The sequence below is a fragment of the Tsukamurella sp. 8F genome, from assembly GCF_029167375.1.
Classification (GTDB): Bacteria; Actinomycetota; Actinomycetes; order Mycobacteriales; family Mycobacteriaceae; genus Tsukamurella.
Map to the genome: position 1 here is coordinate 30610 of NZ_JARFTP010000027.1, position 26019 is coordinate 56628.

Genomic DNA, 26019 nt, shown 5'->3' on the forward strand with positions numbered 1-26019 from the left:
GGCCCGACGAGGCACCGACCGCGACCAGCGCACAGCCGCCCTGCTCAACCTGCAGTCTCGGTCACCACAGCCGCCCGGCGTCCAGGGCGACGTAGCGCGACGCCAGTTCTGCAGTACCCGAGGCGAAACCGGCGTCGGCGGCCTCCGCCGCGTGGTCGTGTCCGCCCAGCCACGCGGTGAGCTGCAGCCGGCGCAGCATCACCAGAGTCGGCAGCAGCTCCGCCTGCGCCGATGACAGCGCTAGCACCGAGCGGTACCCGTCGAGCCACGCCTGGGCCCAGTCTCCCAGTTCCGGATCTGTCTCGACGAACGACACGGACGCCGCGAAATCGTATAGATACCAACCGAATCCGCAGTCATCGAAATCGATCACCGTGAATCCGTGTGCGCCGGGCATGAGGTTCGACGCGCGCAGGTCCGCGTGGATGAGCCCGTACCGATCGGGCCCCGTCCCGAAGTCGGACAGGCGCCGTGCCACGAGCTCGCCTGCGCGTTCGACGGTCTGCCGCAGCCCCGGCGTCATCCCGGGGCCGCGCCGCCAGTCGCCCCAACGCGCCGAGACGCCGAGCGTCTCTTCGAGCCCCCACGAGAAGCGGGCGAAGCCGGGCGGGCGGCGCCAGCCGGCGACGTGCTCGTGCAACTGCGCGGCGATCCGGCCGAGCTCGCCGAAGTGCCCGCCGGCGAACCCCGTCACGTCGACGGGTTCACCGTCTAGTTCAGCGAACAGCACGCCGAGCCGCTCGCGTCCGGCACCGTCCACGGTGGACAGGATGCGGATGCCGTCGACGACGAGCGGCTCGACGACCGACAACCCGGACACCGACGCGAGCGCAGCGAGCCAGTCCAGCTCGGAGCCGACCGTGTCGCGGCTCTGATACCCCGCCCGGTGGACCCGCAGCACCGCCGGGCGCGGACCTCCCACCACGCGGAACGTGGCGTTCTCGCTCAGCATGAGCAACTCCGCCCGGGCCTCGGGCCATACGGCGGCAAGCATCTCGGCCGCGACGTCCTCATCGCCGTCTATCACGCGCACACACTATCGCGAGGCACCTACGCTGGAATCATGGCCGACACCGAGCAGGGCACGTACTCCATCCCGAACCAGCCGTACGAGCGGGACACCCGCTACATCGAATCGCGCATCACCAGGGACGGGAGCGACGGCTACCCAGTCGAACCCGGGCGGTATCGGCTCGTCGTCTCGTACGCGTGCCCGTGGGCGACACGGACGATCATCGTCCGACGCCTACTCGGCCTGGAGAACGCCATCTCGATGGGAGTCTGCGGCCCGACGCATGACAAACGTTCGTGGACATTCGATCTCGACCCGGGTGGGGTGGATCCGGTGCTCGGCATCCCCCGTGTGCAGGACGCATACTTCCGGCGCATCCCCGGCTACGAGAAGGGCATCACCGTGCCCGCGGTCGTGGACGTGCCGTCCGGCGCCGTGGTCACCAATGATTTCCCGCAGATCACCATCGACTTCTCGCTCGAGTGGGGTGAGTACCACCGCGACGGGGCGCCGCAGCTGTACCCCGACGATCTCCGGGAGGAGATCGACGCGGTGAACAAGGTGGTCTACAAGGACGTCAACAACGGCGTCTACCGGTGCGGATTCGCCGGCACTCAGGAGGCCTACGATGCGGCGTACGACCAGCTGTTCTCGCGGCTGGACTGGCTGAGCGACCGACTCGCCGAGCAGCGATATCTGGTGGGAGACACCATCACCGAGGCCGACGTACGGCTGTTCACGACGCTTGCCCGGTTCGATCCCGTCTATCACGGGCACTTCAAGTGCAACCGGGAGAAACTGTCCGAGATGCCGGTGCTGTGGGCCTATGCGCGTGACCTCTACCAGACACCGGGCTTCGGCGACTCGACGAACTTCGACCACATCAAGCGGCACTACTACGAGGTACACCGCGACCTCAACCCGCTGGGCATCGTGCCCAAGGGGCCGGACCTGGCGAACTGGGAGAGCCCGCACGGTCGGGAGTCCTTGGGCGGCAGCCCCTTCGGCTCAGGGACCGCTCCGGCTCCGCTGTAGGTCAGACGGCCACCGCTCAGGTTCACCGTGAAGCCCGGTAGCTGCTGGTAGACCGGCGTCGCTCCGCCGTTGTTGTGGGACACCGACTCCGATGCGAGTGCCACGACGACGGCGCCCCCCCCCCCGCACCGGGGGGGGGGCGCCTCGTACCAGTCGGAAACTACGGGGTCAGCGGTGCGATCTTGCCGCCGGAGAGTTTGCGGAAGGTGTAGACCAACAGCAGGCTGGACACGGGAACGGCGACGAGCAGGCCGATGCCGCATGCGCACAGGCCGACCACGCTGATCAGCCACGAGACGATGAGCACGAGAAGCACCTTGCCGAAGTTCGCACGGCCCAGTTCGATACTCGCCTTGACCGCCTCGACCGGAGACATCGAGCGATCCACCGCGAAGTAGATCGAGAAGGTCGTGAGGACGCTGACGATGATCGCGAGCACGATGCCGATCACCAGGCCGATCGCAAGCCCGACGCCCCCCAGTAACAGCGCGAGGACGATCACCGGGACATAGATCAGGATCATCGCGAGCAGGCCGACCAGCAGCGTCGTGAGAACAACGGCAGCGACGTTACGCGGTTTGAGGAACGAGCCGATCTCGACCTGCCGCCCATCGGCGATGTCGAACATGCCGCCCAGGTACGCACTCTGCACCGCGCCACCCACGATCAGCGCGACGATGCTCCCGATGATCGTGACGATCGTGCCCGCCGTGCCGTAGCTCGAACTGAAGTCGACGCTCGTCGACGTGGTCGTCGTGGTGGACGGTGAGATCGCCATCGCGATGAACTGGAAGATCGCCTGCACGACGACGACCGCCGCGACCAGGATCAACGACGCGACTATGACTGCGACGGCGTTCTTGGTGAACTTGTTCCACGCCCAGCTGAACGCGTCGCCGATGTTGAACGGTCCCTGGTCCGCGGCGCCGAACTGCTGCTCGAAGCCGCCACCCGGGTAGCCACCGGGAGGAGGGAAGCCACCTGGAGGCGGGAATCCGCCCTGGCCGCCCTCCTGTGGGGGCGGCGGGTAGGAACCCTGCCCGTATCCGCCCTGTCCGTAACCACCGGGTTGAAAACCACCGGGCTCGTGGCCGCCCTGCGAGCCACCCTGCGGCGGAAAGCCCTGCCCCTGCGGCGGATACGGCGGTGGGAAGCCCTCGCCCCCGCCCTGGGGTGGGAAGCCCTGACCGTGTCCACCCTGCCCCTGGGGTGGGAAGCCCTGCCCGTGTCCACCCTGCCCCTGGGGCGGGAAGCCCTGACCCGGCGGCGGGTACGACGGCGGCTGTCCGGGGGGCGGATATCCCTGTCCCTGAGGCGGCACTCCACCCTGCGGGGGCAGCCCGCCCTGCGGCGACCCGGGCGGAGGCGGCGGAAAGCCCTCACCCCCGGACTGGCCGCGCGGAGGTAGCCCGCCCTGCGGCGACCCCGGCGGAGGCGGTGGAAAGCCCTGCCCGTGAGGCGGCAGATCGCCGTGCGAGCCGCCGTCGGGCCCAGGCCTCCCGGACTGTGGGAACGCGGTGGTCTCGTCCGAGGACGGCACCCCGCCGGAGGGCGGTCCGGACCACGGGTCTTGCGGCTGTTCGGGGTTGTCGCCGGACGGTTCCCCCGGCCGGTTCGGCGGCTGGCTCATCGGACTCCTCATCGCTGTGGGTGTTCTCGAATGCCAGGTCAAGCTATCAATGTCCGCCCGGGAATGGCTAGCCTCCAGCTTGGCGCGCCTTCTTCGCGCGCCGCGCCTCCAGCTCCTTCTCCTCGAGGACACGGGCCTCCTCGAGGGTGGGCGCCGAGCCGCCGAGCCGCCGCGGCACCCATCGCGCGCCCTGCTTCATCGGATACTCGGCCTGGGCGCGGTCGAGCGCGTTCTGCAGACTCTCCCGGATCCGGCCGGTCAGAGTATCGACATCGCCCTCGGCCGGGACGGGCTCGCCGACGACGATCCGCACGGGATATCCACTGCGCCCCAGCTTCTTCGGCATGTCCTTGGTCCACACGCGCTGCACCCCCCAGATGGCGATCGGGACGATCGGCACGTCCGCGTCGAGGGCCATGCGCGCTGCGCCGGTCTTGAACTCCTTGAGCTCGAAGCTGCGGCTGATAGTCGCCTCGGGATAGACGACGACCACGTTGCCCGCCCGCAGCGAGTCGACGGCCTCGTGATAGCTCTCCGACCCGTGCGAGCGATCGACCCCGATGGCCTGGCAGTGATTCATGAGGAAGCCGACCACCTTGTTCTCCCGCAGCTCGGCCTTCATCATGTAGCGCGGATACCGCCCCGCCTTGCGTGCCACGAGCCCCACCTCCATGAAGTCGACATAGGAGGTGTGGTTGACCGCCAGGACGGCGCCGCCGCTCGCGGGAATCCGATCCGTCCCGTCGATCGTGATGTCGAGTCCCTGCGCCTTGAGCAGTCCCCGGACCGTCCACGTCAGAACGTCGAAAACCGGTTCGCGCTTCATATATCTCCCTTTCGCGCCCACTCCACCCTTTCGTCGGCAAGCTTACGACGGGGGTACGACAACCGCCCGGACCTCGACGAACGAGGGCCGGGCGGATGCGGGACGGGTCAGTATGCGACCGAGAAGCGAGCGTTGCGGTGCCGCGGGACGACGATCTCGTCGACGAGCGCGGCGGCGTAGTCGGCACCGGAGATCTCGGAGTCACCGTCGGCATCGGCGAGGAGGACCTCACCGCCGATGCGGTAGGCGCCCGTGCGCTCGCCGGGGTTGAACGAGCCGTAGGACGCCGCGGGACTCAGGTAGAACCAGTCGATCCCCTCGAGCTCGCGCAGGTAGTCCAGGGCGCGATCGTGCTCGAGCGCGATCGGCTTGACCTCGTCGGGGAACGACGGGGTGTCGACGAGGCGCGGGCCGTCCTCCGACCCGACGCGCAGGCTGCCGGCGCCGCCGACGACGGCGAGGCGGGCGCCGGTCGTACGGATTCCGGCCACCAGGGATGCGAGGGCGGTCGGCAGCTCGGGGCCGCTGCCGGCGGGGGCGCGGGTGGGCAGGGCGCTGACGACGACGTCGGCACCGTCGACGGCCTTCGCGACGAAGTCCGCGTCCGTGACGTCGCCGACCAGATCGCCACCGGACCGCGACACGGCGACGGTGTCGATGCCGCGTGAGCGGAGCTCGGCGACGATATTGCCGCCGCTGTAACCGGAAGCTCCGAAGACCACGACCTTCATCGGGCGTCCCCCTTCGCGAAGCGCTTCAGAACATGCGTGTCGGCGGCGAGCGGCCCCTGGTTCGCGAGGCCGACGGCGACGAGTCCGGCGATCAGCGCGAGCGGCAGCTCGTACCCGCCGATGAGGCCCTGCTCGCTGTGCGCGGTGAAGATGGCGCCGAGCATGTCGACGATCAGCACGACGGCGACCACGGGGATCGCGACGCCCACGATGAGTAGGACCCCGCCCGCGAGCTCCGCGATGCCCGAGAACCAGGCGGCCGCGTGCGGGGCGGGAACGCCCATCTTCTCGAAGCTGGCCCCGACGGCAGCGATGCCGTAGTCGCTGAACTTCTGCCAGCCGTGGGCGACGAACACGATGCCGATGATCACCCGCGCGACGGTGGTCGCGGTGTTCTGGCCGTGAGTGAGCAGTCTGGTCACTGAGGACTCCTGAGATCGATTGCTTGATGCTTCAACTCTCCTAGTTGAGCACAGACTTAGCGGAAGCGCAAATGAAAAGTAAGTGATAAATTGACGAGCATGTTCGACGTGTTCGCCAAGGAGTGCCCCTCACGGCAGGTGTTCGCCCACGTCACGGGGCGTTGGGGCGCGTTGGTGATGGGTCGCCTGTCCACGGATCCGCACCGCTTCTCAGAGATCCGCCGCTCGATCGAGGGCATCAGCGACCGCATGCTCGCGCAGACACTGCGAGACCTCGTCGACGACGGGCTCGTGGTCCGAATCGACTCCGGCACCAATCCGCCACACACCGTCTACCACCTGACGGAGCAGGGCGCGGTCGTCGCCGAGGCGGTGCGCGCACTCGTCGAGACCGTACAGTCGACGATGCCGACGCTGCCCGCGCACTAGAGGCTGCGCGCTACGGTCCGCGCGCTAGGGCTCGGGCAGAGCGGCGTCGAGGTACGCGAGCACCTCGGGGTCGCTGGTGCGGAGCCGGTCCGCGATCTCGCCACCGTCGCAGCGCCGCAGCGCGACCTCGGCCTCACCGGCGGCGCGCCACAGCACCGACCACGTTCCGCCCGAGTCCTCCCACCGCTGCAGAGTGCCGAGATCGCTCACTCCCGCAACGTTACTCGTGTCCATGCCCGGCCCAGCGGTTCGACCGGCCGTCACTGCCGAAGGCGGGTGATCGGCGTCGTTCGCCGTTGATCGACTCGATCAGCACGCCTTCGGATCGCGCCGCCAGCGCCATGCGAACCCGACCGGCGAGCCGCGCAGAGGTGATGGTGTCCAACTCGTCGGGATGGAAGTACGCGTAGCTGCGCAACTCGTCCGGGGCGAGGCGCACCATGACGCCGTCGGGCAGGCCGAGTTCGTAGACGAACATCACCGAGTCCCCACGTGGCGGCGGATCCTGCTGGTGATCGATCACCAGCAACCGTCCCAGGTCGAAGTCCGTCAGCCCCAGCTCTTCGCCGACCTCGCGGACGCAGGCAGCGGGTGCACCCTCACCGCGCTCGACGGCGCCGCCAGGTATCTCCCACGTCTGCTTGTACGTGGGTTCGACCATCAGCACCCGCCCGTCACCATCGGTGATCAATGCTCCGGCCCCGAGCCGTGTCCTGGCGAGCGAAGCGTAGAAGTCGTCGACGGCGGACATGCCAGCCACGATACCGACTGCCTGTGGCGCACCGGTGTCGAAGACGTTGCAGCACATGACGACACACCCGAAGAACGGCATCCGCCAACGACACATGCGCAGCCGAGTCAGCCGCATGGCGCGCGAGCGACGTGGTGACCGGACCGAGGCCGCGTTCGCGGCCGGACTCGGCCTCACTGTGTGACGTTCGGCTGTCCGGTGGACCCTGCGGCCATCGTCGCCGGGTCTGCGCTATTCGACAGCGATGGTCTTGGTGGCCTCGCCCAAGAGGTGGTCTCGTACCAGCGTGTCCGCTCGGTCCAGCGAACCGAGGTGCGTGGTCACGCGTTCGGGCCTCAGGGCGCCCGACGCCATGAGGTCGAGCACAGCGGGGATATTCGCGCGGGCGTGTGCACGGCCGAGATGGTGGGTGACGTTACGTCCGTACATCAAGGCCGTGGGGAGCTTGCTGCTGCGAGCGATCGACGAAAGCGAGACGCAGGTCCCGTCGGGTGCGGTGTGCTTGATCGCGGTGCCGATACCTGCCGATGTGCCGGTGCTGTCTACGACGAGCGGTACTCCGGGCAGCTTGCGAAGCTCTCGTGGCGTGAGCGGGTGCAGGCCTAGCGCCGCCGCGTGGCGACGGACATGTGGGCGACGGTCGACGAGATGTACGGTCCCCGCGCCCAAGGCCTTGGCGATGAGACCCGCGTACATCACCACGCTTGCGCTGAACGGCGGCCGCCGCCCGATCTCGGACAGGATCAGCACCTCGACGCTGGGCCCTCGCGTCAGCAGATCCGGAAGATGCGGGGCCACAGCGCGATATCCGTCGACCACGTTGTCGGCGACCGATGCCGCCGCTGCCGGGTCGACGCCGTTCGGGAGCGGGACCAGCATCCCATCGGCGTAAGGCACTGTCAGCAGGTCGGAGTACGCACCGCCCCAATGCCCGCCGGCCAACCCGAAGCCGTACATCGAGACCGGCGGAACGTCGACACAATTCGAGGTGAGACCGGAGCGACAAGGACCGCACGTGCCGCAGCTGATCTGGAACGGCACGACGACGCGGTCACCGGGGTGGACCGTGGTGACCCGCTCGCCTACCTCGACCACCTCGGCGACGCACTCGTGCCCGAAGTGCATGGGTAGCGGAAAGGGTGTCCGGCCCAGGCCCATGGGGCGGTCGATGTCACACGTGGCAACCGCGATCGGATGGACGAGCGCGGCGAGCGGACCGGGAGCGGGCGGTGCTGGAACGTCATGCCATCCCACGCGTCCACCCGCTCCTATGATCAGAGCCCGCATCGTCCCGCGGCCAACGCGCCGACGCGCCCGCACGGCGCTCTTCAGACGCTCGGCCCGCTGCCGTGCGGACCGCTCCAGCATGATCCTGGTCGCCGGGATGGCGGTGTCACCGGCGGCCACGCCGAGGAGGTGACGGACCCGCCCGAGCGGATGGTGCTGGGGCCCAACGGGGTAACCGTAGGCCAGCGCCGGGTCGATCGACGGGAGGTCGTCCATGAGCTGCCGCCTCACATCCCCTGCCGCGCTCGAGCTGCGCGCCGCAACCGCCAGGGGATCGTGAGGGAGTGAGCGGGCAACACCAGCGCCCACACCAGGCGCGCCAGCGGCCTCCGATAGTGCACCGACGTCGTCCAACCGACCGAGGCATCGTCGACTTCGACCACATTGGCAGCCGTGATCAACCAGGAGTCCTGGCGCAGCACCACCCGGTAGTCGCTGGAGCGGTCCAGACGCCAACCGAGAACGTGCTCACCGTCGCGGCGGGCCCCGAGTCTCAGACCGAGGACCGCGCGCCAGCCGATGACCAAGAACACCCGCATCGGCAAGGACGCCCCCTCGAAGACGTCCCGAGCCCACTCCTCCGCGGTCCGTCCGTCCCCTGCCGGCCGATCATGTCGGTGAACTCCCCGGAAGTCGTCGACGCACTCGCCGGCGCCGGCGATCCGTCCGTCACTCGGCCTCGGTGACGCGGGAGTTGGTTCCATGACATGACATTAAGATAATGAACGTTCATTATGCAAGCGATCTCTACTATCTTGGCTCTTGTGAGCCGACCAACCCGAACACAGCCTCAACGTCGCGAGGAGACACGTAAACGACTGCTCGATGCCGCCGCCCGGGTGTTCGCGCGCACAGGAGCCAACGCGTCGGTCGCCGAGATCGCCGCGGAGGCCGACTGCTCCACGGGCGCCATCTACACCCACTTCTCGGGTAAGCGAGATCTACTACTGTCCGTGTTCGATCAGCGGTTCTCAGGCTGGGAAGGCGCATACATCGCCGCGGTCTCAGACAGCGACACGCCTCTCGGAGCCGCCGACGCCGCAGCACACCAGTGGACGCATGAGCGAGAAACCGAGCCCGCGCTCACGCAGCTGTACATCGAGTTCTGGATGGCAGCTCAGCGGGACAGCGAACTGGCGCAGGCGTTTCGCGAACGCCAAGCTCGGATCATCGACGCGATGAGCTCCCTCATCGAGGACCGGCTCGAATCACTCGGCATGGAATCCGATGTCGCCAGCCCGGTACTGGGCGCCATCGCCACCGCGCTGGCCGACGGCTTCGCCCTTCAGCGTCTCGCCGGAACGAGCCCGGAAGCCGGCGAGATGCTGGCCACCGCGACGCGGCTCGTCGTGCAGGGCCTCACCAAGGATCCATGAGCGGTGCGCTACGTTCCCGCCCGCTCATCGATCCGGCCGTGAACCTGCGTCCACAGCCAGGCCGCGATGACGTCGTGCGTCGCACATCGGAACTGGCGATGCTCCACAGCGCAGCCGATCCAACGACACCGCCCATGCAGCACATGACGCAGCCGATGTTCGGACTCGCCGCGGCGCAGACTGAGTTCCCGCCCACTTCGTGGCGCTGGTGGCGTTCGGGCGCCGCACGCCCATGGCGAAAGGCTGTGGCCTGAGCTGGAGAACCGAACCCTGCATTAGACTAAGGATGTCCTTACTGCAGCCAGAGGAGTGGTTCAACGGGCATGACGAGCGGTTCTGACGGGCCTGACGCAGCGGCCCGGCGTCACTTCGCGGACGAGGACGTGGGGCCCGGTTGGGAAGTGGTCCGTGCTGCTCGTTCCCTTGAACGTCGCCTCGACATCTCGTTGACCGGCTTCCGCCAGATCGGGGCACGAGGTCTGGACATGCGGCCGCGTCCGCTGCCGGCCGTCACCGTCGGAATAGAGCTCGGTGCCGACACCCTGACGCTCGACACCGTGGACGATCGGCAGAAGCTGCGGAGCGCCGTCGCCGGATTAGCTCATACGTCTACCCGCATCACGGGAACCGGCGTGGATCACATCGAACTCCGGATGCCTCCCTTCACGGCATTCACTCTGTTGGGCGGCGCTTTGTCAGAACTGAACGGCAATATGGTCGGCTTGGTGGATGTGTGGGGTCCGTACGCGACGCAGCTAGGTGAGCAGTTGGCGCGCCGGACAAGCTGGAGTGAGCGATTTGCCGTCGTCGAGACGGCGCTCGCCGTTCGTCTGGAGTCGGGTGCAGTGCCGGACCCGGAGATTCGCGGCGCCTGGGCACGAATCCTGGCGACAGGCGGTTCGACGCGCATCGATCGACTGGCCGTCGAGTGCGGGTGGAGCCGGAAGCGATTGTGGACCCGATTCACGGCTCAGATCGGTGTGACCCCTAAACGAGCGGCGATGCTCGTTCGATTCGATGCGGCCGCTCGCCGTCTACAGGCCGGAGAAGACCCGGCCGAGGTAGCCGTGGCCTGCGGATACGCAGACCAGGCGCATCTGCATCGCGATGTGCGAGATTTCGCCCGGTGCACACCGCGTGAACTCGCAGCCGAGGCGCTGCGACCTGCTTCTTGATGCTGCGACAACTGGGTCGGGCTCGGGAACAATCGTTCAATACGCGGCCACGGGCGAGACGCCATCCTGAGCGGCATACAGTCCGTGCCCCGCTCCCAGCGCCATCCATGCGGAGCTGAACCCGTATGGAGGTGATCGATGGCGGAGGCGATCGAAGCGACTGCCAAGGAGCGCAAGGCGGCGCGGGCCGCGCTCGAGGAAGTCCGGGCACCGGTCGAGGGCTCGATCCGTCTTGGCTGCGTGATCGGCGCAGTGGGCGCGCTCGCCGGCCTGGCTCCGTTTGTCGGTCTGGTCGGGGTGATCCACGAACTGCTGGAGGAGCCGCTCGATCGGGGCGCGCTCATGGCGTGGTGCGTGTTCATCGTCATCTGCCTGGTCGCCAAGGCCGTGCTGAGCTTCGTCGCGTTGGGGATCACACATTTCGCGGATGTCCGTCTGCAGGCGATCCTGCGCCGGCGAATCGTGGCTCACCTCGGCCGCGTACCACTCGGGTGGTTTGGTGAGCAATCGTCGGGGCGGGTGCGAAAGGCCGCGATGGGGGACGTTCACGACCTGCACCAGATGGTGGCACATCACGCGGTCGAGATGACGGCCGCGATCACCATGCCCATCGGTGGCCTGGCCTACCTGCTCTTCCTCGACTGGCGGCTGGCGCTACTCGCGCTGGCATCGTTGCCGCTCTATGTCGCGCTCTACGCGTGGATGATGCGCGGATTCAGCGAGCAGATGCGGCGGATGGACGACGGCAACGCCCGGATCAGCGCTGCAGTCGCGGAGTTCGTCAGCGGGATAGCGGTGGTGAAGACCTTCGGACAGGCGAGGCAGGCCCACCAGGCCTACCGGAGCGCGGCCGAGGACTTCGTGTCCTTCTTCTCCGCGTGGGCACGCCCGATGCTGCGACTCGAGTCAGTCGCGGGGATGGCGATCTCGGCACCTGTTGTCGGGCTGCTGACCACCGCCGGGGTGGCCTGGTTCGTCGACCAGGGCTGGGTGGAGGTCTCCGAAGGCTTGGCTTGCGTACTGGTCGCCCTCGTGCTGCCGAGCACGATCCAGCCGTTGGTATACGCCGCGCAGAATCGCCGTACCGCGGAAGCAGCGGCCGTGCGCATCCACGACCTGTTGGGCACGCCCGAACTGGCGGTCGCTGCGAACCCGGGAATCCCGTCCGGTCATCGGGTCGAGTTCGACGGGGTCCGATTCACCTATGACGGTGTCACCGACGTCCTGCACGCGGTGACGCTGACGTGTGCACCTGGCACAGTTACCGCCCTGGTCGGCCCCTCGGGATCGGGCAAGTCGACCCTCGCGGCGTTGCTACTTCGCTTCCACGACGTGTCCGGTGGGGCGATCCGGATCGGTGGTGTCCCGGTCGACGAGGTGGACCCGGTCGGGCTCTACCACAGGGTCGGGTTCGTGCTCCAAGACGTGCAGCTCCTGCACGCTTCGGTGCGGGACAACGTCCGGCTGGGACGACCCGACGCTCACGATGACGACATCGAGCGGGCCTGCGTCGCCGCGCGGATACATGACCGCATTCTGGCCCTGCCCCGCGCGTACGACAGCGTGATCGGTGAGGACGCGCTGCTCTCCGGAGGCGAGGCGCAACGGGTGTCGATCGCCCGGGCACTGCTGGCCGACGCCCCGGTGCTGGTGCTGGACGAGGCCACGGCCTTCGCAGACCCGGAGTCGGAGTCGGCCATCCAGGACGCGCTCTCGGAGCTTGCGCAGGGGCGCACAGTGCTGGTGATCGCCCACCGGTTGCGAACGATCGCGGGAGTCGACCTGATCGCCGTCCTCGACCGGGGCCAAGCGGTCGAGACGGGTCGCCACGACGAGCTGCTGGCCGCCGGCGGGCTCTACGCCCGGATGTGGGCCGCTCGCGAGGGGGAAGATCGATGATCTCCGATCTCGAGTTGTTGCTGGGTCCAGAGCGCCGCGGAGTGTTGCGGACCCTACTGGGATGGACCGTGCTGTGCGGGGTGCTCAGTGGGTTGGCCGGCGTGGCGCTGGTGCCGGCATTCGCGCACCTGGCCGCGGGCGAGCTCGGCGAATTGCCCGGCGACGTGCTTCTCATCGCTGCGGCAACGCTGGCCGCGTGTGTCGTGCAGTACATCCAGTCGATGAAGCGTTTCAGGGTCTCGCTGGAAGTAATGGGCACGGTGCATCGACGCCTCGGTGACCACCTGGTGACGCTTCCCTTGGGGTGGTACGACGAAGAGCGGACCGGGAAGCTGTCGAAGTCCGCGACCCAGGGTGCGTTCATGATCTCGGGGCTGTTCTCGGAACTGCTCACCCCGGTGATCGTCGGTACCACCGCTCCGGCCACGGTGACGGCGGCCATGCTGTTCTACGACTGGCGTCTCGGCGTGGTCGCCCTGGTCTGCATCCCGGTGCTCGCGCTCGCCTTCAGCTTCAGCGCCCGCTGCCTCGGCCGCGGGGAGAGGCTTGATCATGCCGCAGCCGCGGCGGCCGGCAGCCGGGTGATCGAGTTCGCTCGCAGCCAAGCGGCGCTGCGGGCGTTCGGCCGCGGCATCGAGGGCTATCAGCCGCTGGACGACGCGATCGAGCGGCAGCAGCGCAACGGCCGACGCTCGCTGTGGCTGTCCGGGGCGGGGATCCTCACCGGCGGAGTCACCGTGCAGTTCGTACTGACTGCGCTGCTGATCGCGAGCGTCTGGCTGGCCGCCGACGGGCAGGTCACCGCGACCTCGGCCGTCGCTCTGCTCGCTCTGGCCTTCCGCTTCGCCGGTCCGCTGGCCCAAGCGGGCGAGTTGGCCGGTGTGTTGCGGATGGCAGGCAACGATCTGCGGCGGGTTGCCCAGGTGCTCCGCGAACCCGCGATGCCAGAGCCGCAGACGCCGACGAAGCCGGTCCGACCCGGTGCGATCGAGCTCGACGGAGTCGGATTCGGTTATCGAGCCGACGAGCCGGTACTGCGAGAGGTGTCCTTCTCCGTACCCCCGCGGTCGATGACCGCGCTGGTCGGTGCGTCCGGCTCCGGAAAGACTACGATCACGCGACTGATCGCCCGATTCTGGGACGCGGACACGGGAGTCGTGCGAGTCGGTGGTGTGGACGTCCGGGATCAGAGCACCGAAGACCTGATGGCGCAGCTCGCCGTGGTCTTCCAGGACGTCTACCTCTTCGATGACACGCTCGAGGCCAACATCCGATTGGGCCGGCCCGGCGCCACAGACGACGAGGTGCGCGAGGCCGCCCACTTGGCGGGCGTGGACGAGATCATCGATCGGTTGCCCGATGGCTGGTCGACCCGCGTCGGCGAGGCCGGGGCCCGGCTTTCGGGCGGCGAGCGCCAGCGAGTCTCGGTCGCCCGGGCGCTGTTGAAGGACGCACCGATCGTGCTCCTCGACGAGGCCACTGCCGCCCTCGACCCGGAGAACGAGCGTTTCGTCCAACGGTCGCTGCATCGTCTGGCGCAGCGGAGCACATTGCTCGTGATCGCTCATCATCTCGACACCGTGGTGACGGCGGACCAGATCGTCGTGCTCGATGAGGGTCAGGTGGCCGAGATCGGGACGCACAGCGAACTGTTCGCCCGCGGCGGCCGCTATGCCGCGTTCTGGGAATCGCGCCGCAGCGCGCGGGGTTGGCGGTTGGACAGCGCAGCAAAGAGGAGATCACGAGCGTGAGCCAGGAACAGACGTCTCCGGAGGAGGCCGATCCGACCCACCGCGACCGTCCATTGGTGACGGCGAGCGGAGAGCGGCTGCTCAGTACTCGCACACTGATGACATGCGCTGCGATCGCTGTCGGTGCCAGTGTCTTCTCCATCCCGGTGGCGTGGGCCGAGGCTGCCGTCGGCGCCTCGCTGCCGGTGCTGTACGCGGCGATGGCGGGCGCCTGGGTGTTCGGCTCAGTCCTGGCGCAGGCGTTGCTGCGACAGGGCGGCGTTGCCCTCGTCACCGCGGTGCTGATGGGTCTGATCAGCGCGATCACCACTCCGCTGGGCTGGTCAACGGGGGCCGGCTTCGTGCTCATCGGGTTGCTGCTGGAGCTGCCGTTCCTGTGCGTGCGCTATCGACGCTGGCCGACCTGGCTGTTCCTGCCCGGTCCGCTGCTGGTCGGATTCCTTTTCAACGCTCTTCCGCTCGCGTTCGTGCTCCGCGCCGGCGCGCTACAGCCGATCGCGTTCGCGCTGGTGCTGACCCTGCCCTTGGTGTCGTGCGTACTGGCGACCGTCCTCGCAATCGTGATCGCACGCAGGCTGCGTCGTGCAGGTCTGGGACCGCAGCAGGCCCCGTGAGTCCCGCCGATGGCGTGGGGGAGGTACTGCGGGTTACCGATGTCGGGGTGCGCTTCCACAACGCACAACGCGATCTGCCTTCCCACGCGACCCTGCGGATCGCGCCGGGCGAGTTGGTGTTGCTGCTCGGGCCATCCGGCTGCGGCAAGTCCTCGTTGTCGCTGACGTTCAACGGTCTGGTTCCGCACTCGGTGCCAGCCGGCTACCGGGGGCAGGTGATGGTGTGCGATCTCGACGTCGCGGCCACTCCGGTCGCCGAGCTGGCCAGGCGGGTCGGCATGGTGTTCCAAGATCCCGATGCCCAGATCGTCAGCACGTCGGTGCTCGACGAGGTCTGCTTCGGCTTAGAGAACCTCTGCACGCCCGTCGACCTGATCGAGCCTCGGGCCAGGGACGCTTTGGGCCGGGTCGGGCTGGAGCATCTGGAGAACGCCGACCCACACCTGATGTCCGGAGGGGAGAAGCAGCGTGTGGCACTGGCGTGCGCGCTTGCGTTGGAGCCCGCTTTGCTCCTGCTCGACGAGCCGACCGCGAACCTCGACCCCGCCGGCCGTGCAGCGTTCTACGACCTGCTCCCGGACCTGCTCGCAGCCGGGACCGCGGCAGTGCTGATCGAACACGAGCTCGACGACGTGATCGACAAGGTCGATCGCGTGGTGGTGTTCTCCGCCGCCGGGGACACGATCGTGGCCGGCACACCCGAAGAGGTCATGGAGGTTCACGGCGATGTCATGGTCGCCGAGGGTGTGTGGCTGCCGACCGCCGTCCGCTTGCACCGAGCGCTCGCCGCATCGGGAAAGGCCGGTAGTAGCCTCCCGCTGACCCGCGCCGATCTGCGACCCGAGGGCTACGGCGCTCGGCTCGGCCGGCTCGGCGTCACGCCGCCTGTTCCACGACCAACGGAGCGGGTTCCCGAGACCACCGGCGTCGAGGTCGTCGATCTCGTGGTCGAGCGAGACCGTCGACGGATCATCGACGGAATGTCGTTCCGGGCACCCGGTGGGGCGATCACTGCGCTCGTCGGGGTCAACGGCGCAGGAAAGTCCACCGTGCTGCACGCGATCGCCGGCCTCCTGCCCTCGTCCGGCACCATCGTCATCCCAACAGGGCGGACCGCGGTGCGGCCGGGCTACGTGTTCCAGAATCCCGAGCATCAGTTCCTCACCGACCGGGTCTCCGACGAACTGGCGTTCGGGCCGCGCCGGTTGGGGTGGCCGAAGGAGCGCGTCCGTTCCGCGGTCGAAGATCAGCTCGCGCGTTTCGGGCTTACCGACCTGGCCGATCGCAACCCGTTCCTGCTCTCCGGCGGCCAGAAACGCCGTCTGTCCGTCGCCTCCGCGCTGATCACCCAGCCACCGCTGTTGCTGTTGGACGAACCGACGTACGGCCAAGACCACCGCAACGCCACCGAGATGATGCGACTGCTACAGGAGCTGAGTAACGACGGCACGACCGTGCTGCTGGTCAGCCACGACCTGCAGCTGGTCGCCGAGCACGCTGAACGTGTCGTCGTGCTTCACGGCGGTCGGGCGGCCGTCGCGGGGACGGCGCACGAGGTACTCGGCAACCCGCGCGTCGTCGCATCGGCCGGATTGCGTCTGCCGCCGATGGCCCGGATCGCGGCCCGCGCCGCGCAGGAAGTCACGGGGTGGACCGGTTTGCTACGTGAGCGGGACCTCGACTGCCCTAGCACCGATGGCTCGGATCCGCGATGACCCCGCGTGTCCGCGGCATGCTGCGTAGGCGCAACCCGCTCGCGAAGATGCTCGCCACGCTGCCGGCGTTCGTCCTGGTCGTGCTGACCTCGAGCATTCCGGTGACGACGGCGGTCCTCGTGATCGCCGTCGCCGCGCTCGCCCTCTGGGGTGGACTCGGCGCCCGCCGCATAGTGGGCGTGTCGGCGTTGCTCGTCGCCGCGACCGCCGTAATGACGCTGTCGCTGTCGCTGATCGTGCGCCCGGACCTCGTTGCCGAGACCCCGGTCCTGTTGCGGATCGGCGGCTGGGAGTACCGCACGGGGCCGCTCGAGATCGGGCTGACCGCCGGGTCCCGGGTCAGCGCGATGATCGCCGTGATGCTGGTCAGCGGACTGACCACGTCTGGTCAGGACGTGGTCCTGGCCTGCGTGCAGCAGCTACGCCTGCCTTACCAGGTCGGGTATGTCGCGCTCGCCGCGGCCGAGTTCATTCCCCGGCTACGGCGGGAGCTGGACGTGATCCGCGCCGCGCACACCGTTCGTGGGGCACCGGCCGGCCATGGTCTGGTGGCGGCGCTGCGTCGCACGGCCGGGTATGCGGTCCCGTTGCTGGCGAGCAGCGTGCGTCACGCCGAGAGGGTGTCGATGTCGATGGACGCACGGGGTTTCGGGTCTGCGCAGCACCGCACCGAACGGCGAACCGTATCCTGGCATCGCACGGACCGGCTGTTCGTCCTCGCTTGCTGGGTCGTCACCGGCCTCGGATACGGCACGGCCGCCGTACTCGGCATGCTCGGCCCGCTTGGATTCTGGGTGGCACCTGGATAAGCAGACCTACTCTCGACCGGCCTCACCCGGATACAAACCTGCCCCGCGTGATCACGCGGGGCAGGTTTCGAGTTCTGAACTTCAGTGGAGCTAAGGGGAATCGAACCCCTGACCTCCTCGATGCGAACGAGGCGCGCTACCAACTGCGCTATAGCCCCTCGGTACGGAACCTCGAATACTGTAGCAAGGGTCCGTCCGTACCTGCTAACCGACCCGTCGGGCAGGGTATTCACGCAGTTCAGAGGCCTCTTCCTGCTCCCGGCGGAGAAAGTCGAACTCTTCCGCCCGGTAGCGCGGGAGATGATCGAACGCGGGGTCCTCGTCGTCGGCCTCCATGACGATGCAGCCGTACCTGCGGAGGTACGCGGGCACACCATCGACGACCTCGCCCTCGCGTTCCCGCTCGCGCCGGGCTCGCGCCAGGCGGGCCATGCGCCGTCGGCGGATCTCGCTCTCGATACGCACCGTGCGGCGCAGGTACGCCAGGTAGACGACGAGAGCGACGACGGCCGCGCCGAATCCGTACCAGGCGAACGGCACCTTCGCGACGGATGCCACCAGGCCGACGACCGCCAGCAACCCCAGCACGAACGTCACGCGCTGCCGGAAACGGTACTTCGCCGCGGAGATGCGGGCATCGTTCTCGGGATCGAAACCGCCACGGCGGCGCGGAGATTCGTCCCCGTCGATCGGCTCGACCGGCGCATCGTGAGCCTCGTCCTCGAAAGTCTCGTCCTCGTAGGCCTCGTCTTCATACGCCTCGTCCTCGTAGGCGTCGTCGGCATCCAGCTCGTCGGAGTCCGTCGCCTCGTCCGTCTCGACGTGCTCGGCGACGGGCTCATCGTCGGTGTCCTCTGATGTCTCCGACTCCGCGACCGGGGCGGAGACCTCCACGGGTTCCATCTCGAGTGTCGGCCCGTCGATCTGAAGCGTGGGCGGGTTGAGGCGCCCGGAGTCCAGACCGGAGCGTGCGGGCTCGGACGGTTCGTCGGTCACCGTCGGCATCTCCTGCGTGGGCGAGTCGAGGTCGCGGCCGGGCTCGTCGACGTCGTAGTCGACGTAGGCGTGGGCCTCCTGCTCGACGCCGTCTCGGGCTACGACGGTGTTCGGCCGGTCCAGGTCCTCGACCACGTCGATGTCGTCCGCGCCGGTCTCGCGAAGATCGGGGTCGTCCAGCTCGGCATCGTCCAGCTCGGCGTCCGGCTCCGTATCGCTGCGATCGGGCCGGTACTGATACGGAGCCAGGTCGTCCGGCATCGGGCGCACCTTGCGCTTGAGCTGCAGACGCGCAGAGCCGCCGCGGTGCAGCAGACGCGTCTTGAGCGTGGCGTCGCTGACGGCGTTGACCTTCGGGTGGCGGGCGACGAACATCGGGACGAGCACCACCAGCCAGGCGACGATCAACCCCACCCACAGCACGGATGTCGGCATCGGCGTACTCCCTACTTGACGACCGGAGAGGAACTACACGAGTGTAGTTTCGTTGAGCCCAGGCTAGGCCGGGGAGCGGCCGCGGTCCCGCCGACGCGCCGAGCAAAGTCTCAGAAATCACACCAGTCCCACCCGTGTCAACGTCCCGGCGGACAGTCGCCGAATCGCACCGGAACGTCAATACCAGGCGCGTCCGGAGCGCACGACGCGTGCAACGACCGAGTCCGAGACCTCTTCGGTGGTCATGCCGACGAGCAGGTGATCGCGCCAGGCCCCGTCCACGTGCAGGTATCGCTGCAGCAGCCCCTCCTCCCGGAACCCGACACGGGCCAGGACCGCACGGGACGCGACGTTCTCGGGCCGCACCGTCGCCTCGAGGCGGTGCAGGCCCAGCTTTCGGTAGGCGTGATCGGCCGCCAGCGCCACGGCGGTGCTCGCCACACCGTGACCGGTGAACGACGAGTCCACCCAGTACCCGACCCACGCGTTCATGAGCTGTCCGCGCATGATGTTGCCCACGGTCAGCTGCCCGGCGTAGTCGCCGCCGACCAGGACGACCATCGGCAGCAGCGTGCCCGAGCGGGCCTGGCTGCGCATCGACGAGCACATGCCCGGCCACGCCGACGGGGCGTGCCGCCGCTCCCAGTCGACGTCGCCCGTCGGCTCCCACGGTTCCAGCAACTCCCGGTTCTTCAACCTGAGGCGCGACCACGTCGCTGCGTCTCGCGCGCGGACCGGCCGCAACCGCACCTCCCCCGCCGCTGTCTGAAGCGGCCCCAGAGTGACCTGCCACGGGCCACCGAACAGCGGCATCAGCCGCGCTGCGCGAGGAAGGCGACCACCACGTCGTCGCCGGCCCGGACCTGCGTGGTGTCCGGGTCGATCACGATGAGGCAGTTCGCCTCGGCGAGAGTCACCAGCAGGTGGGATCCGTTGTCGGGTATGGGCGCGACCATGAACTCGCCGGTCTCCTCGTCGCGCATGAGCTGCCCGCGGACGTAACCCTTGCGGCCGGCCGGGGACGCGATCGCGGCGGCGGCGCGCGCCGTCACCAGACGCCGCATAGGCTGCCGCTTACCCAGCGCGATGCGCACGAGAGGCCGGACCATGACCTCGAACGCGACCAGAGCGCTCATCGGGTTCGCGGGCAGCAGGAAGGTGGGCACCCGGTCCTGCCCCAGGGTGCCGAAACCCTGGACGGACGCGGGGTGCATGGCGACCCGGTCGATGGTCAGTTCGCCCAGGTCGGCCAGGGCGGCGACGACCTCGTCGGACGCGGCGCCGCCGATCGACGCCGTGATCACCACGATCTCGGAGCGGATCAGCTGGGCCTCGACGGCATCCTTGAGCCGCCCCGGCTCGCCGGAGACGATGCCTACGCGGTTGACCTCTGCCCCGCAGTCACGCGCGGCGGCGGCGAGGGCGTAGGAGGCCACGTCGTACACCTGGCCCGCGCCCGTCTGCCGATCGATATCCACCAGCTCGCGCCCGACGGAGATGACGGACACCCGCGGGCGCGGGTGCACCGAGACCTTGTCCCTGCCGACCGCAGCGAGCAGGCCCACCTGGGCGGGACCGACGACGGTGCCACGCCGCACAGCGACGTCACCGGGCTGGACGTCGTCGCCGGTCCGCCGCACGTACTGACCGGACCGCACAGCGTGGCCGACGCGCACCTTGGACAGCCCGCCGTCGGTCCACTTCTCGGGGAGCACCGCATCGGCGAGCGTGGGCAGGGGCGCGCCGGTCTCGACCTTGACGGCCTGCCCGGGCTGTAGCCGGATCGGCTGACGCGAGCCGGCACGCACCTCGCCGACGACGGGCAGCCCGAGGATGATCTGCTCGCCGGTCTCCTCATCGGTGCCGCCGGCGTCGGCCACGTCCACGGACCGCACCGCGTAGCCGTCGATCGCCGCCTGGTCGAACGCGGGGAGAGCCGCCTCGACGACGACCTCCTCGGCACACATCAGGCCCTGCGCCTCCGAGATCCCCACGCGGACGGGCCGCGGCGCCACCGCCGCCGCCGTCACCCGCGCCAGTTGGTCCTCTACGGAGCGCATACGCCTGCCATCCTCTCTGAGCTCTGCACCCGCCCGAGCCCTACGCCCGCACGGGAACCGCGCCGAGGATCGCTCAGCGGGTCAGCCGCTTCTCCAGCCAGACCCTCAGCTCGGGCCCGTAGTCGTCACGGTCCAAGGCCAAGTCAACCGCAGCCTTGAGGTAGCCCCCGGGATTTCCGAGGTCGTGTCGGGTACCCCTGTGTACCACCACATGTACGGGGTGCCCTTCGGAGATCATCAGCGCGATGGCGTCGGTCAGCTGGATCTCGCCGCCCGCCCCCTTGCCGACGCGACGGATCGCGTCGAAGACGGCGCGGTCGAGCAGGTAGCGCCCTGCGGCGGCGTAGTTCGACGGCGCGTCCTCCGCCTTGGGCTTCTCGACCATGCCGTTGACCTTGAGCACGTCGGGATTCACCGCGTCCGGCACGATCTCGACGTCGAACACGCCGTAGGCGCTGATCCGGTCCTCGGGCACCTCGATCGCACACAGCACGCTGCCTCCGCGCTTCGCCCGCACCTTGGCCATGGTGGTGAGGACCCCGTTGGGCAGCACCAGGTCGTCCGGGAGGAGTACGGAGATCGCGTCCTCGTCGTCGTCGAGGTGCGACTCGACGCACGCGACGGCGTGCCCGAGACCCAGCGGCTTCTCCTGCACGACGGCCTCGGCCTTGATGAGGCTGGGGGCGCGCCGGACCTTGTCGAGCATCGCCTGCTTACCGCGCTTCTCCAGCGTCCCTTCGAGCACGAGGTCCTCGACGAAATGCGCCACGACGCCGTCCTTGCCCGGGCTCGTGATGATGCACAGACGCTCGGCGCCGGCGGCCGCCGCCTCCTCCGCGACCAGCTCGATACCCGGCGTGTCCACGACGGGGAGCAGTTCCTTGGGCACCGTCTTGGTTGCCGGTAGGAAGCGCGTTCCGAGCCCGGCGGCAGGCACCACGGCGGTCTTCGGAATGGACGGCGTGTCAGTCATGCACCCACCATAAGGGTATGTGGCTGAATGAGATCGGCCAGCGGGCTGGGAGGGACCATGGACTCGATCACCGACGCGAAGAAGGAATGGCGCGCACGCCTTCGCGCTGGACGCTCCGCATTGTCGGAAAGTCGAATCACCGATGGATCGTCCCGAATAACGGTCGTCGCCGCAACCCTCGCGCTCGGCCCGACGGTCGCCGCATACATTCCCGTCGGGCGCGAACCCGGCGGATCGGGCCTGATCGACGCCCTTGCGGCGCGAGCACGCGTGCTCCTGCCTGTCACCCCAGTCGAACCCGGGCCCCTCGACTGGGCCGAATACGACGGCGCCCTCGCTGAGGGCGCATACCGCCTTCTCGAGCCGACCGGGCCACGGCTCGGCCCGGACGCGGTGCTCCGGGCGACGACGGTGCTCCTCCCCGCGCTGGGAGTCTCCCGCACCGGCGTGCGGATCGGCCGTGGCGCCGGCTACTACGACCGTTCACTGGGCGCCTTCACGGGTCGCCGCGTGGCGGTGGTGTACGACGACGAGGTGGTCGACTCCCTGCCCGCCGAGCCGACGGACGTGCCGGTGGACGCCGCGCTCACGCCGTCGGGGCTGATCGAGTTCTCTGTCGCGCCCTGAACGGCCCTGCTCTTTGCACGCGCTTCTTGAAGGGGCCTAGTCGACCAGCAGCCGGGAGATGTACTTCTCGCCGTAGGCGCGCAACGCCGCGTGATCCGAGATATCAAGCGCTGCAGTGGGATTCGAAAGCAGAGAGCCGGCAATACGGAGCATCAGGTCGGTCACGGCGCACAGCTCCGCGTACGGCTGCTCGGCGCCGCTGTTCCGCAGCCGGATCACGACACCCTGGATCAGGATGTCCCAGACCCACGGCGGGAGACGCAGGAAGTACTCGGGCTCGGCGGCGAGCACCTTGGACACCGCCAGATTGGCCTCCGCCTGCTCGAGGCCGAGAACGAACACCTCGACGAGGGCCTGCCGCGGCGTGAACCCGACGATGGCCTTGTCCAATCGCCGGCGCAGCGTGCGGATCTCGATGGTCACGACGCGGGCTATGAGCTGGTCGCGGTTGGGGAAGATCCGATACAGCGTGCTGCGTGAGACGTGGGCCTGCTTGGCGATGAGATCCATGCTGGTGCCCGGGATGCCGTGCACCGCGATGACCTCCCTCGCGGCGTCGACGATGCGGCGCGAAGGAGACGGGCGGCGCGCGGCCGGCTTGCCCGTCTCGGCGGGGTTCGGCATGCCGAGCAGTCTATCCACCACAGCTCTTAGCACTCGTATGGCATGAGTGCTAAGAGGAGGAGTACCATCGGTCCGTGCCTACCTACTCGTACAAGTGCACGGAGTGCGACAACCAGTTCGACATCGTGCAGTCCTTCAGCGATGACGCGCTGACCGTCTGCCCCGAGTGCGGCGGGAAGCTGCGTAAGGTCTTCAACTCCGTCGGCGTCGTCTTCAAGGGCAGCGGCTTCTACCGCACCGATTCTCGCAGCAAGGCGGATACATCGGCCAAGCCTGCCAAGGAGTCGAACAGCTCGTCCGACAGCTCGTCGAAGCCCGCGGCGAAGACGGAGAAGGCCGCCTCGAGCACGGCAGGTTAGCACCGCCCTCCGACAGACTCGCCGCGTTACCCACAAGTAATCCACAACTCGCGAGTAACCCACAGGCCCGCTGTGCATACGCGCTGGTAGCGCGTATCAGGGTTGGCTCACGAACTAGCGTTCCGGGCATGAACCGGTCACTGCATCCCCGCGGCGCAGAGCGTGTCCGAGCCGCTCTGCGTCCGGGCTGGGCCCGCACCGTCGCCGCCCGCCGCGCGCTCGCCGCGGCGCTCGCTCTGCTCGCACTTGCCGTGGCCGTGACGTCGCGGCCGGGCGGGCCGACGGCCAGTGTCGTCGCCGCAGCGCGTGCGCTCGCCCCGGGCCGGCCCATCACCGAGGCGGATCTGACCAGTGTGACCGTGCCCGCCGCACTCATACCCGACGGCGTCCTGCGCACCCCCGGCGCGGCGCTGGGACACGCGGTGACGGGGCCGGTCGCAGCCGGCGAATTGCTCACTTCCCGGCGCCTGCTCACCGACCGCACGGCGGGCCACCTGCGCGAGGGCGGGCGGCTCGTCCCGGTCTCGCTCGCCGACGCCGCGGTCATGGACCTGCTGCGGCCGGGCGACAGTGTCGACGTGGTCGCGCAGCCCGCGCGGGGTGACGACGAGCCCGTCGTCCTCGCGCGTGGTGCGGTCGTAGCGGTAGCGCCTGCGCCAGGCGCGAAACAGCGGGCAGCGATGCTCGCGATGGCCGAGGACGAGGCGCATGCGGTTGCGGCCGCGGCGCTCGTGTCGCCGCTGTCGGTGGTGTTCCGGTGACGCCGCTGCAGATCGCTAGGCTCGCCGGGTCAGCTCACGTAGCAGCCAGCGCTGTCGCTCACGGGTCACCGCCGCGTACTGCGGACCCCAGTAGTGCCCCATGTATGCGACGGCTGCCCGCCGCCGGGCGCCGGTGGGCAGAGTCGCCAGCTCAGCGGGCGGCGCCAGGGACAGCGCTGCCGGGTCGACAGGCATCGATTCGAGCCACAGCCGCTGGTTGCGCACGGCGAGCAGCCACACCACCACCGCGATGGTCACCGTGACCATCCCCTTGACCACGATGAGCCCGAACGCCGCTGCCGGCGACGCGGGGCCGGGCGCATTCCACCAGAAGTGCAGCAGGTATGCGATGGCACCGCACTCGGCGGTCAGCAGCAGGGCGGCGGCGCGCGAGCCGCCCACCGGGTAGAGCAGCCGGGTCAGCCCGGCCGCGAACACGGCGGTGTACACCCAGTGCGACTGCAGACCAGTGACCGCGCGCAGGGCGGACACAGTCAGCGCGCCGGTCACGTCGGACTGCGGGTCGCGCAGCGCGAAAGTGGAGGCATACGTGATGTTCTCGACCATCTGGAAGCCGAGCCCGACGAAGCCGCCTACGACGAAGCCCTGCAGCGGGCGCCGGACCTCGCTGCGGAACAGAACGAGAATCAGCAGTACGCCGAGTATCTTGAGGGACTCCTCGTCGATCGGGCCCGCGATCGCCGCGCCCCAATCCGCCGCCGTGGGGTCGTTCAGCAGCGCGGCTAGGCCGCGGGTCGCGAACCCGTTGGCCACGATGGCCAGTCCCGTGGCGGCGAGCCCACCCCACAGCAGGGCCGGCAGGATCACCGCGGGCACACGCGCCCCGGACACATCGAGGGCCAGCAGGATGCCCGCGACCACGAGCCCGCCCACGACGATGACGGGCAGCGCAGCCAGTACCCCGCTAGCGGTGTAGGAGAGTTGCTCGGGCAGCTTCGCGCACAGCGCCACGGCCCCTCCCACGACGGCGAGCACGAAGACCCAGTAGCAGGCGGACCGCGGCTGCCACCACAGGCGCGTCATCGGGGCTCCCGCAGCGATCGCACGACCGCGCCCACGTCGGCGAGCTTCGCGCCGTCTCTCCCCATCGTCAGCACGGTCACCTCGAGCGTGCCGCGCCCGACCACCGCGCACTCGCCACGCATGTCCGCCGCGTTCGCGGTGCACATGCGCCCGTGGAACGACCTGCGCCCCCTGTCCCCCACCGTCTGCTCTGTGAGGTGTGCGTCGATGCCGGAGTAGGCGAGGAGGCGCATCCGCCGCGGCGCGGCCGTGTCGAGGTCGCGCAGCCCGGTTATGAGGTCGACGGCCAACAGGGCCCCCGAGCCTGACTGGAAACGCGCCGACTGCGAGTCTCCCGTGGGGACGCGGTACCAGCCCTGCGGGGGCGCTACAAGGATCGATGCCCCGGTCACGCGGCCCACGCGGACGTCATCGTCGCCTACGGGCGTATGTGGCAGGGGGACGGCGGCACGCACTGCGTACCAACCACCCAAGAGAACGGCGACGACGAGGACCGCCACGGCGGCGACCCCCACGTCCAGCCGACGACCAGCGGATATCACGTTCGACATGCTAGCGGCTGCACGACGTCATAGCCTTTGCACAGGACTGGCTTAACCGGCGTGGTTCATATAGAAATACATGGCCTACAGCAACGTGAATTCCCACCTGTCTCAGACGTCACGAAAAGGAGTCGTA

30 protein-coding genes and 1 tRNA gene are annotated in these 26019 nt (G+C 68.8%); 14 read left to right on the forward strand and 17 right to left on the reverse strand.

All coding sequences use genetic code 11. The annotated features are described in order from the left end of the window. Positions 1-61 precede the first annotated feature (61 nt). Entirely contained in the window at positions 62-1027 is a 966-nt protein-coding gene (locus P0W64_RS17620; RefSeq protein WP_275481469.1) for a phosphotransferase, read from the reverse strand. A 36-nt stretch (positions 1028-1063) separates the two neighbouring features. On the opposite strand from P0W64_RS17620, the gene P0W64_RS17625 reads away from it, so the two are divergent. Next, positions 1064-2047, forward strand: a complete 984-nt coding sequence (locus P0W64_RS17625) for a glutathione S-transferase C-terminal domain-containing protein (RefSeq protein ID WP_275481470.1) — start codon at positions 1064-1066, stop codon at positions 2045-2047. 160 nt (positions 2048-2207) lie between these two features. Here P0W64_RS17625 and P0W64_RS17630 read toward each other — a convergent pair whose 3' ends face one another. The 4 genes from P0W64_RS17630 to P0W64_RS17645 all read right to left on the reverse strand — a co-directional run bounded on the left by P0W64_RS17630 (position 2208) and on the right by P0W64_RS17645 (position 5656). Next, entirely contained in the window at positions 2208-3677 is a 1470-nt protein-coding gene (locus P0W64_RS17630) for a hypothetical protein (RefSeq protein WP_275481471.1), read from the reverse strand. Between the two features lie 67 nt (positions 3678-3744). Next, on the reverse strand, positions 3745-4503 hold the full coding sequence (locus tag P0W64_RS17635; RefSeq protein ID WP_275481472.1) for a lysophospholipid acyltransferase family protein: 759 nt from the start codon (positions 4501-4503) through the stop codon (positions 3745-3747). 107 nt (positions 4504-4610) lie between these two features. Next, positions 4611-5234 (reverse strand): NAD(P)H-binding protein, encoded by a 624-nt coding sequence (locus P0W64_RS17640; RefSeq protein WP_275481473.1) that lies wholly within the window; start codon positions 5232-5234, stop codon positions 4611-4613. After that, positions 5231-5656 carry a DoxX family protein gene (locus P0W64_RS17645; protein ID WP_275481474.1) on the reverse strand — a complete coding sequence of 142 codons (426 nt, stop codon included), beginning with the start codon at positions 5654-5656 and terminating at the stop codon, positions 5231-5233. Before P0W64_RS17645 ends, P0W64_RS17640 begins: the two co-directional genes overlap by 4 nt. Before the next feature lie 99 nt (positions 5657-5755). Here P0W64_RS17645 and P0W64_RS17650 point away from each other — a divergent pair, with 99 nt between their 5' ends. Continuing rightward, the gene (locus P0W64_RS17650; protein ID WP_275481475.1) at positions 5756-6085 is read left to right on the forward strand and encodes a helix-turn-helix domain-containing protein; all 330 of its coding nucleotides are present in this window, start codon (positions 5756-5758) and stop codon (positions 6083-6085) included. Positions 6086-6109: 24 nt separating this feature from the next. Here the strand turns inward: P0W64_RS17650 and P0W64_RS17655 are convergent, their stop codons facing one another. Together P0W64_RS17655 and P0W64_RS17660 are read right to left on the reverse strand one after the other, a co-directional pair. After that, positions 6110-6295, reverse strand: a complete 186-nt coding sequence (locus P0W64_RS17655) for a hypothetical protein (RefSeq protein WP_275481476.1) — start codon at positions 6293-6295, stop codon at positions 6110-6112. A gap of 10 nt (positions 6296-6305) precedes the next feature. Then, on the reverse strand, positions 6306-6836 hold the full coding sequence (locus P0W64_RS17660; protein WP_275481477.1) for an NUDIX hydrolase: 531 nt from the start codon (positions 6834-6836) through the stop codon (positions 6306-6308). Positions 6837-6891: 55 nt separating this feature from the next. On the opposite strand from P0W64_RS17660, the gene P0W64_RS17665 reads away from it, so the two are divergent. After that, positions 6892-7020, forward strand: a complete 129-nt coding sequence (locus tag P0W64_RS17665; protein WP_275481478.1) for a hypothetical protein — start codon at positions 6892-6894, stop codon at positions 7018-7020. Positions 7021-7067: 47 nt separating this feature from the next. Here P0W64_RS17665 and P0W64_RS17670 read toward each other — a convergent pair whose 3' ends face one another. Together P0W64_RS17670 and P0W64_RS17675 are read right to left on the reverse strand one after the other, a co-directional pair. Beyond that, entirely contained in the window at positions 7068-8339 is a 1272-nt protein-coding gene (locus P0W64_RS17670; RefSeq protein WP_275481479.1) for an alcohol dehydrogenase catalytic domain-containing protein, read from the reverse strand. Between the two features lie 11 nt (positions 8340-8350). After that, a complete protein-coding gene (locus tag P0W64_RS17675; RefSeq protein ID WP_275481480.1) occupies positions 8351-8827 on the reverse strand; it encodes a DUF2867 domain-containing protein in 477 nt (158 codons plus the stop codon). 60 nt (positions 8828-8887) lie between these two features. Between P0W64_RS17675 and P0W64_RS17680 the strand changes: the two genes are divergently transcribed. From P0W64_RS17680 to P0W64_RS17715, 8 genes are all read left to right on the forward strand, one after another. Then, complete coding sequence (locus P0W64_RS17680) at positions 8888-9499, forward strand: TetR/AcrR family transcriptional regulator (protein ID WP_275481481.1); 612 nt, start codon at positions 8888-8890, stop codon at positions 9497-9499. After that, on the forward strand, positions 9496-9753 hold the full coding sequence (locus P0W64_RS17685; protein WP_275481482.1) for a hypothetical protein: 258 nt from the start codon (positions 9496-9498) through the stop codon (positions 9751-9753). Before P0W64_RS17680 ends, P0W64_RS17685 begins: the two co-directional genes overlap by 4 nt. Positions 9754-9822: 69 nt before the next feature. After that, the gene (locus tag P0W64_RS17690; RefSeq protein ID WP_275481483.1) at positions 9823-10674 is read left to right on the forward strand and encodes an AraC family transcriptional regulator; all 852 of its coding nucleotides are present in this window, start codon (positions 9823-9825) and stop codon (positions 10672-10674) included. Positions 10675-10812: 138 nt separating this feature from the next. Next, complete coding sequence (locus P0W64_RS17695) at positions 10813-12573, forward strand: ABC transporter ATP-binding protein (RefSeq protein ID WP_275481484.1); 1761 nt, start codon at positions 10813-10815, stop codon at positions 12571-12573. Further along, entirely contained in the window at positions 12570-14324 is a 1755-nt protein-coding gene (locus tag P0W64_RS17700) for an ABC transporter ATP-binding protein (RefSeq protein ID WP_275481485.1), read from the forward strand. The genes P0W64_RS17695 and P0W64_RS17700 overlap by 4 nt, the downstream gene beginning before the upstream one ends. Then, a complete protein-coding gene (locus tag P0W64_RS17705; RefSeq protein WP_275481486.1) occupies positions 14321-14938 on the forward strand; it encodes an ECF transporter S component in 618 nt (205 codons plus the stop codon). The genes P0W64_RS17700 and P0W64_RS17705 overlap by 4 nt, the downstream gene beginning before the upstream one ends. Further along, the gene (locus tag P0W64_RS17710; protein ID WP_275481487.1) at positions 14935-16653 is read left to right on the forward strand and encodes an ABC transporter ATP-binding protein; all 1719 of its coding nucleotides are present in this window, start codon (positions 14935-14937) and stop codon (positions 16651-16653) included. The genes P0W64_RS17705 and P0W64_RS17710 overlap by 4 nt, the downstream gene beginning before the upstream one ends. Next, positions 16650-17462 carry an energy-coupling factor transporter transmembrane component T gene (locus tag P0W64_RS17715; protein ID WP_275481488.1) on the forward strand — a complete coding sequence of 271 codons (813 nt, stop codon included), beginning with the start codon at positions 16650-16652 and terminating at the stop codon, positions 17460-17462. Before P0W64_RS17710 ends, P0W64_RS17715 begins: the two co-directional genes overlap by 4 nt. An 85-nt stretch (positions 17463-17547) precedes the next feature. Here P0W64_RS17715 and P0W64_RS17720 read toward each other — a convergent pair. From P0W64_RS17720 to P0W64_RS17740, 5 genes are all read right to left on the reverse strand, one after another. Next, a tRNA-Ala gene (locus tag P0W64_RS17720) sits at positions 17548-17620 on the reverse strand. A gap of 46 nt (positions 17621-17666) precedes the next feature. After that, on the reverse strand, positions 17667-18893 hold the full coding sequence (gene glpR, locus P0W64_RS17725) for a gephyrin-like molybdotransferase receptor GlpR (protein WP_275481489.1): 1227 nt from the start codon (positions 18891-18893) through the stop codon (positions 17667-17669). A gap of 177 nt (positions 18894-19070) precedes the next feature. After that, a complete protein-coding gene (locus P0W64_RS17730; RefSeq protein WP_275481490.1) occupies positions 19071-19706 on the reverse strand; it encodes a GNAT family protein in 636 nt (211 codons plus the stop codon). Beyond that, complete coding sequence (gene glp / locus P0W64_RS17735; RefSeq protein ID WP_275481491.1) at positions 19706-20953, reverse strand: gephyrin-like molybdotransferase Glp; 1248 nt, start codon at positions 20951-20953, stop codon at positions 19706-19708. The genes P0W64_RS17730 and glp overlap by 1 nt, the downstream gene beginning before the upstream one ends. A gap of 73 nt (positions 20954-21026) precedes the next feature. Next, the gene (locus tag P0W64_RS17740) at positions 21027-21926 is read right to left on the reverse strand and encodes a UTP--glucose-1-phosphate uridylyltransferase (RefSeq protein ID WP_275481492.1); all 900 of its coding nucleotides are present in this window, start codon (positions 21924-21926) and stop codon (positions 21027-21029) included. Between the two features lie 27 nt (positions 21927-21953). On the opposite strand from P0W64_RS17740, the gene P0W64_RS17745 reads away from it, so the two are divergent. Beyond that, the gene (locus P0W64_RS17745) at positions 21954-22553 is read left to right on the forward strand and encodes a 5-formyltetrahydrofolate cyclo-ligase (RefSeq protein WP_275481493.1); all 600 of its coding nucleotides are present in this window, start codon (positions 21954-21956) and stop codon (positions 22551-22553) included. A gap of 36 nt (positions 22554-22589) precedes the next feature. On the opposite strand, the gene P0W64_RS17750 is transcribed toward P0W64_RS17745, so the two are convergent. Then, positions 22590-23177 carry a TetR/AcrR family transcriptional regulator gene (locus P0W64_RS17750; RefSeq protein WP_275481494.1) on the reverse strand — a complete coding sequence of 196 codons (588 nt, stop codon included), beginning with the start codon at positions 23175-23177 and terminating at the stop codon, positions 22590-22592. A 74-nt stretch (positions 23178-23251) separates the two neighbouring features. Between P0W64_RS17750 and P0W64_RS17755 the strand changes: the two genes are divergently transcribed. Continuing rightward, entirely contained in the window at positions 23252-23536 is a 285-nt protein-coding gene (locus tag P0W64_RS17755) for an FmdB family zinc ribbon protein (protein ID WP_275481495.1), read from the forward strand. A 128-nt stretch (positions 23537-23664) separates the two neighbouring features. Then, positions 23665-24297 carry an SAF domain-containing protein gene (locus P0W64_RS17760; protein WP_275481496.1) on the forward strand — a complete coding sequence of 211 codons (633 nt, stop codon included), beginning with the start codon at positions 23665-23667 and terminating at the stop codon, positions 24295-24297. Positions 24298-24312: 15 nt separating this feature from the next. Here the strand turns inward: P0W64_RS17760 and P0W64_RS17765 are convergent, their stop codons facing one another. Then, positions 24313-25341, reverse strand: a complete 1029-nt coding sequence (locus tag P0W64_RS17765; RefSeq protein ID WP_275481497.1) for a PrsW family intramembrane metalloprotease — start codon at positions 25339-25341, stop codon at positions 24313-24315. Beyond that, positions 25338-25883, reverse strand: coding sequence for a hypothetical protein (locus tag P0W64_RS17770; protein WP_275481498.1), 546 nt, complete (start codon positions 25881-25883; stop codon positions 25338-25340). Before P0W64_RS17770 ends, P0W64_RS17765 begins: the two co-directional genes overlap by 4 nt. Between the last annotated feature and the right edge of the window lie 136 nt (positions 25884-26019).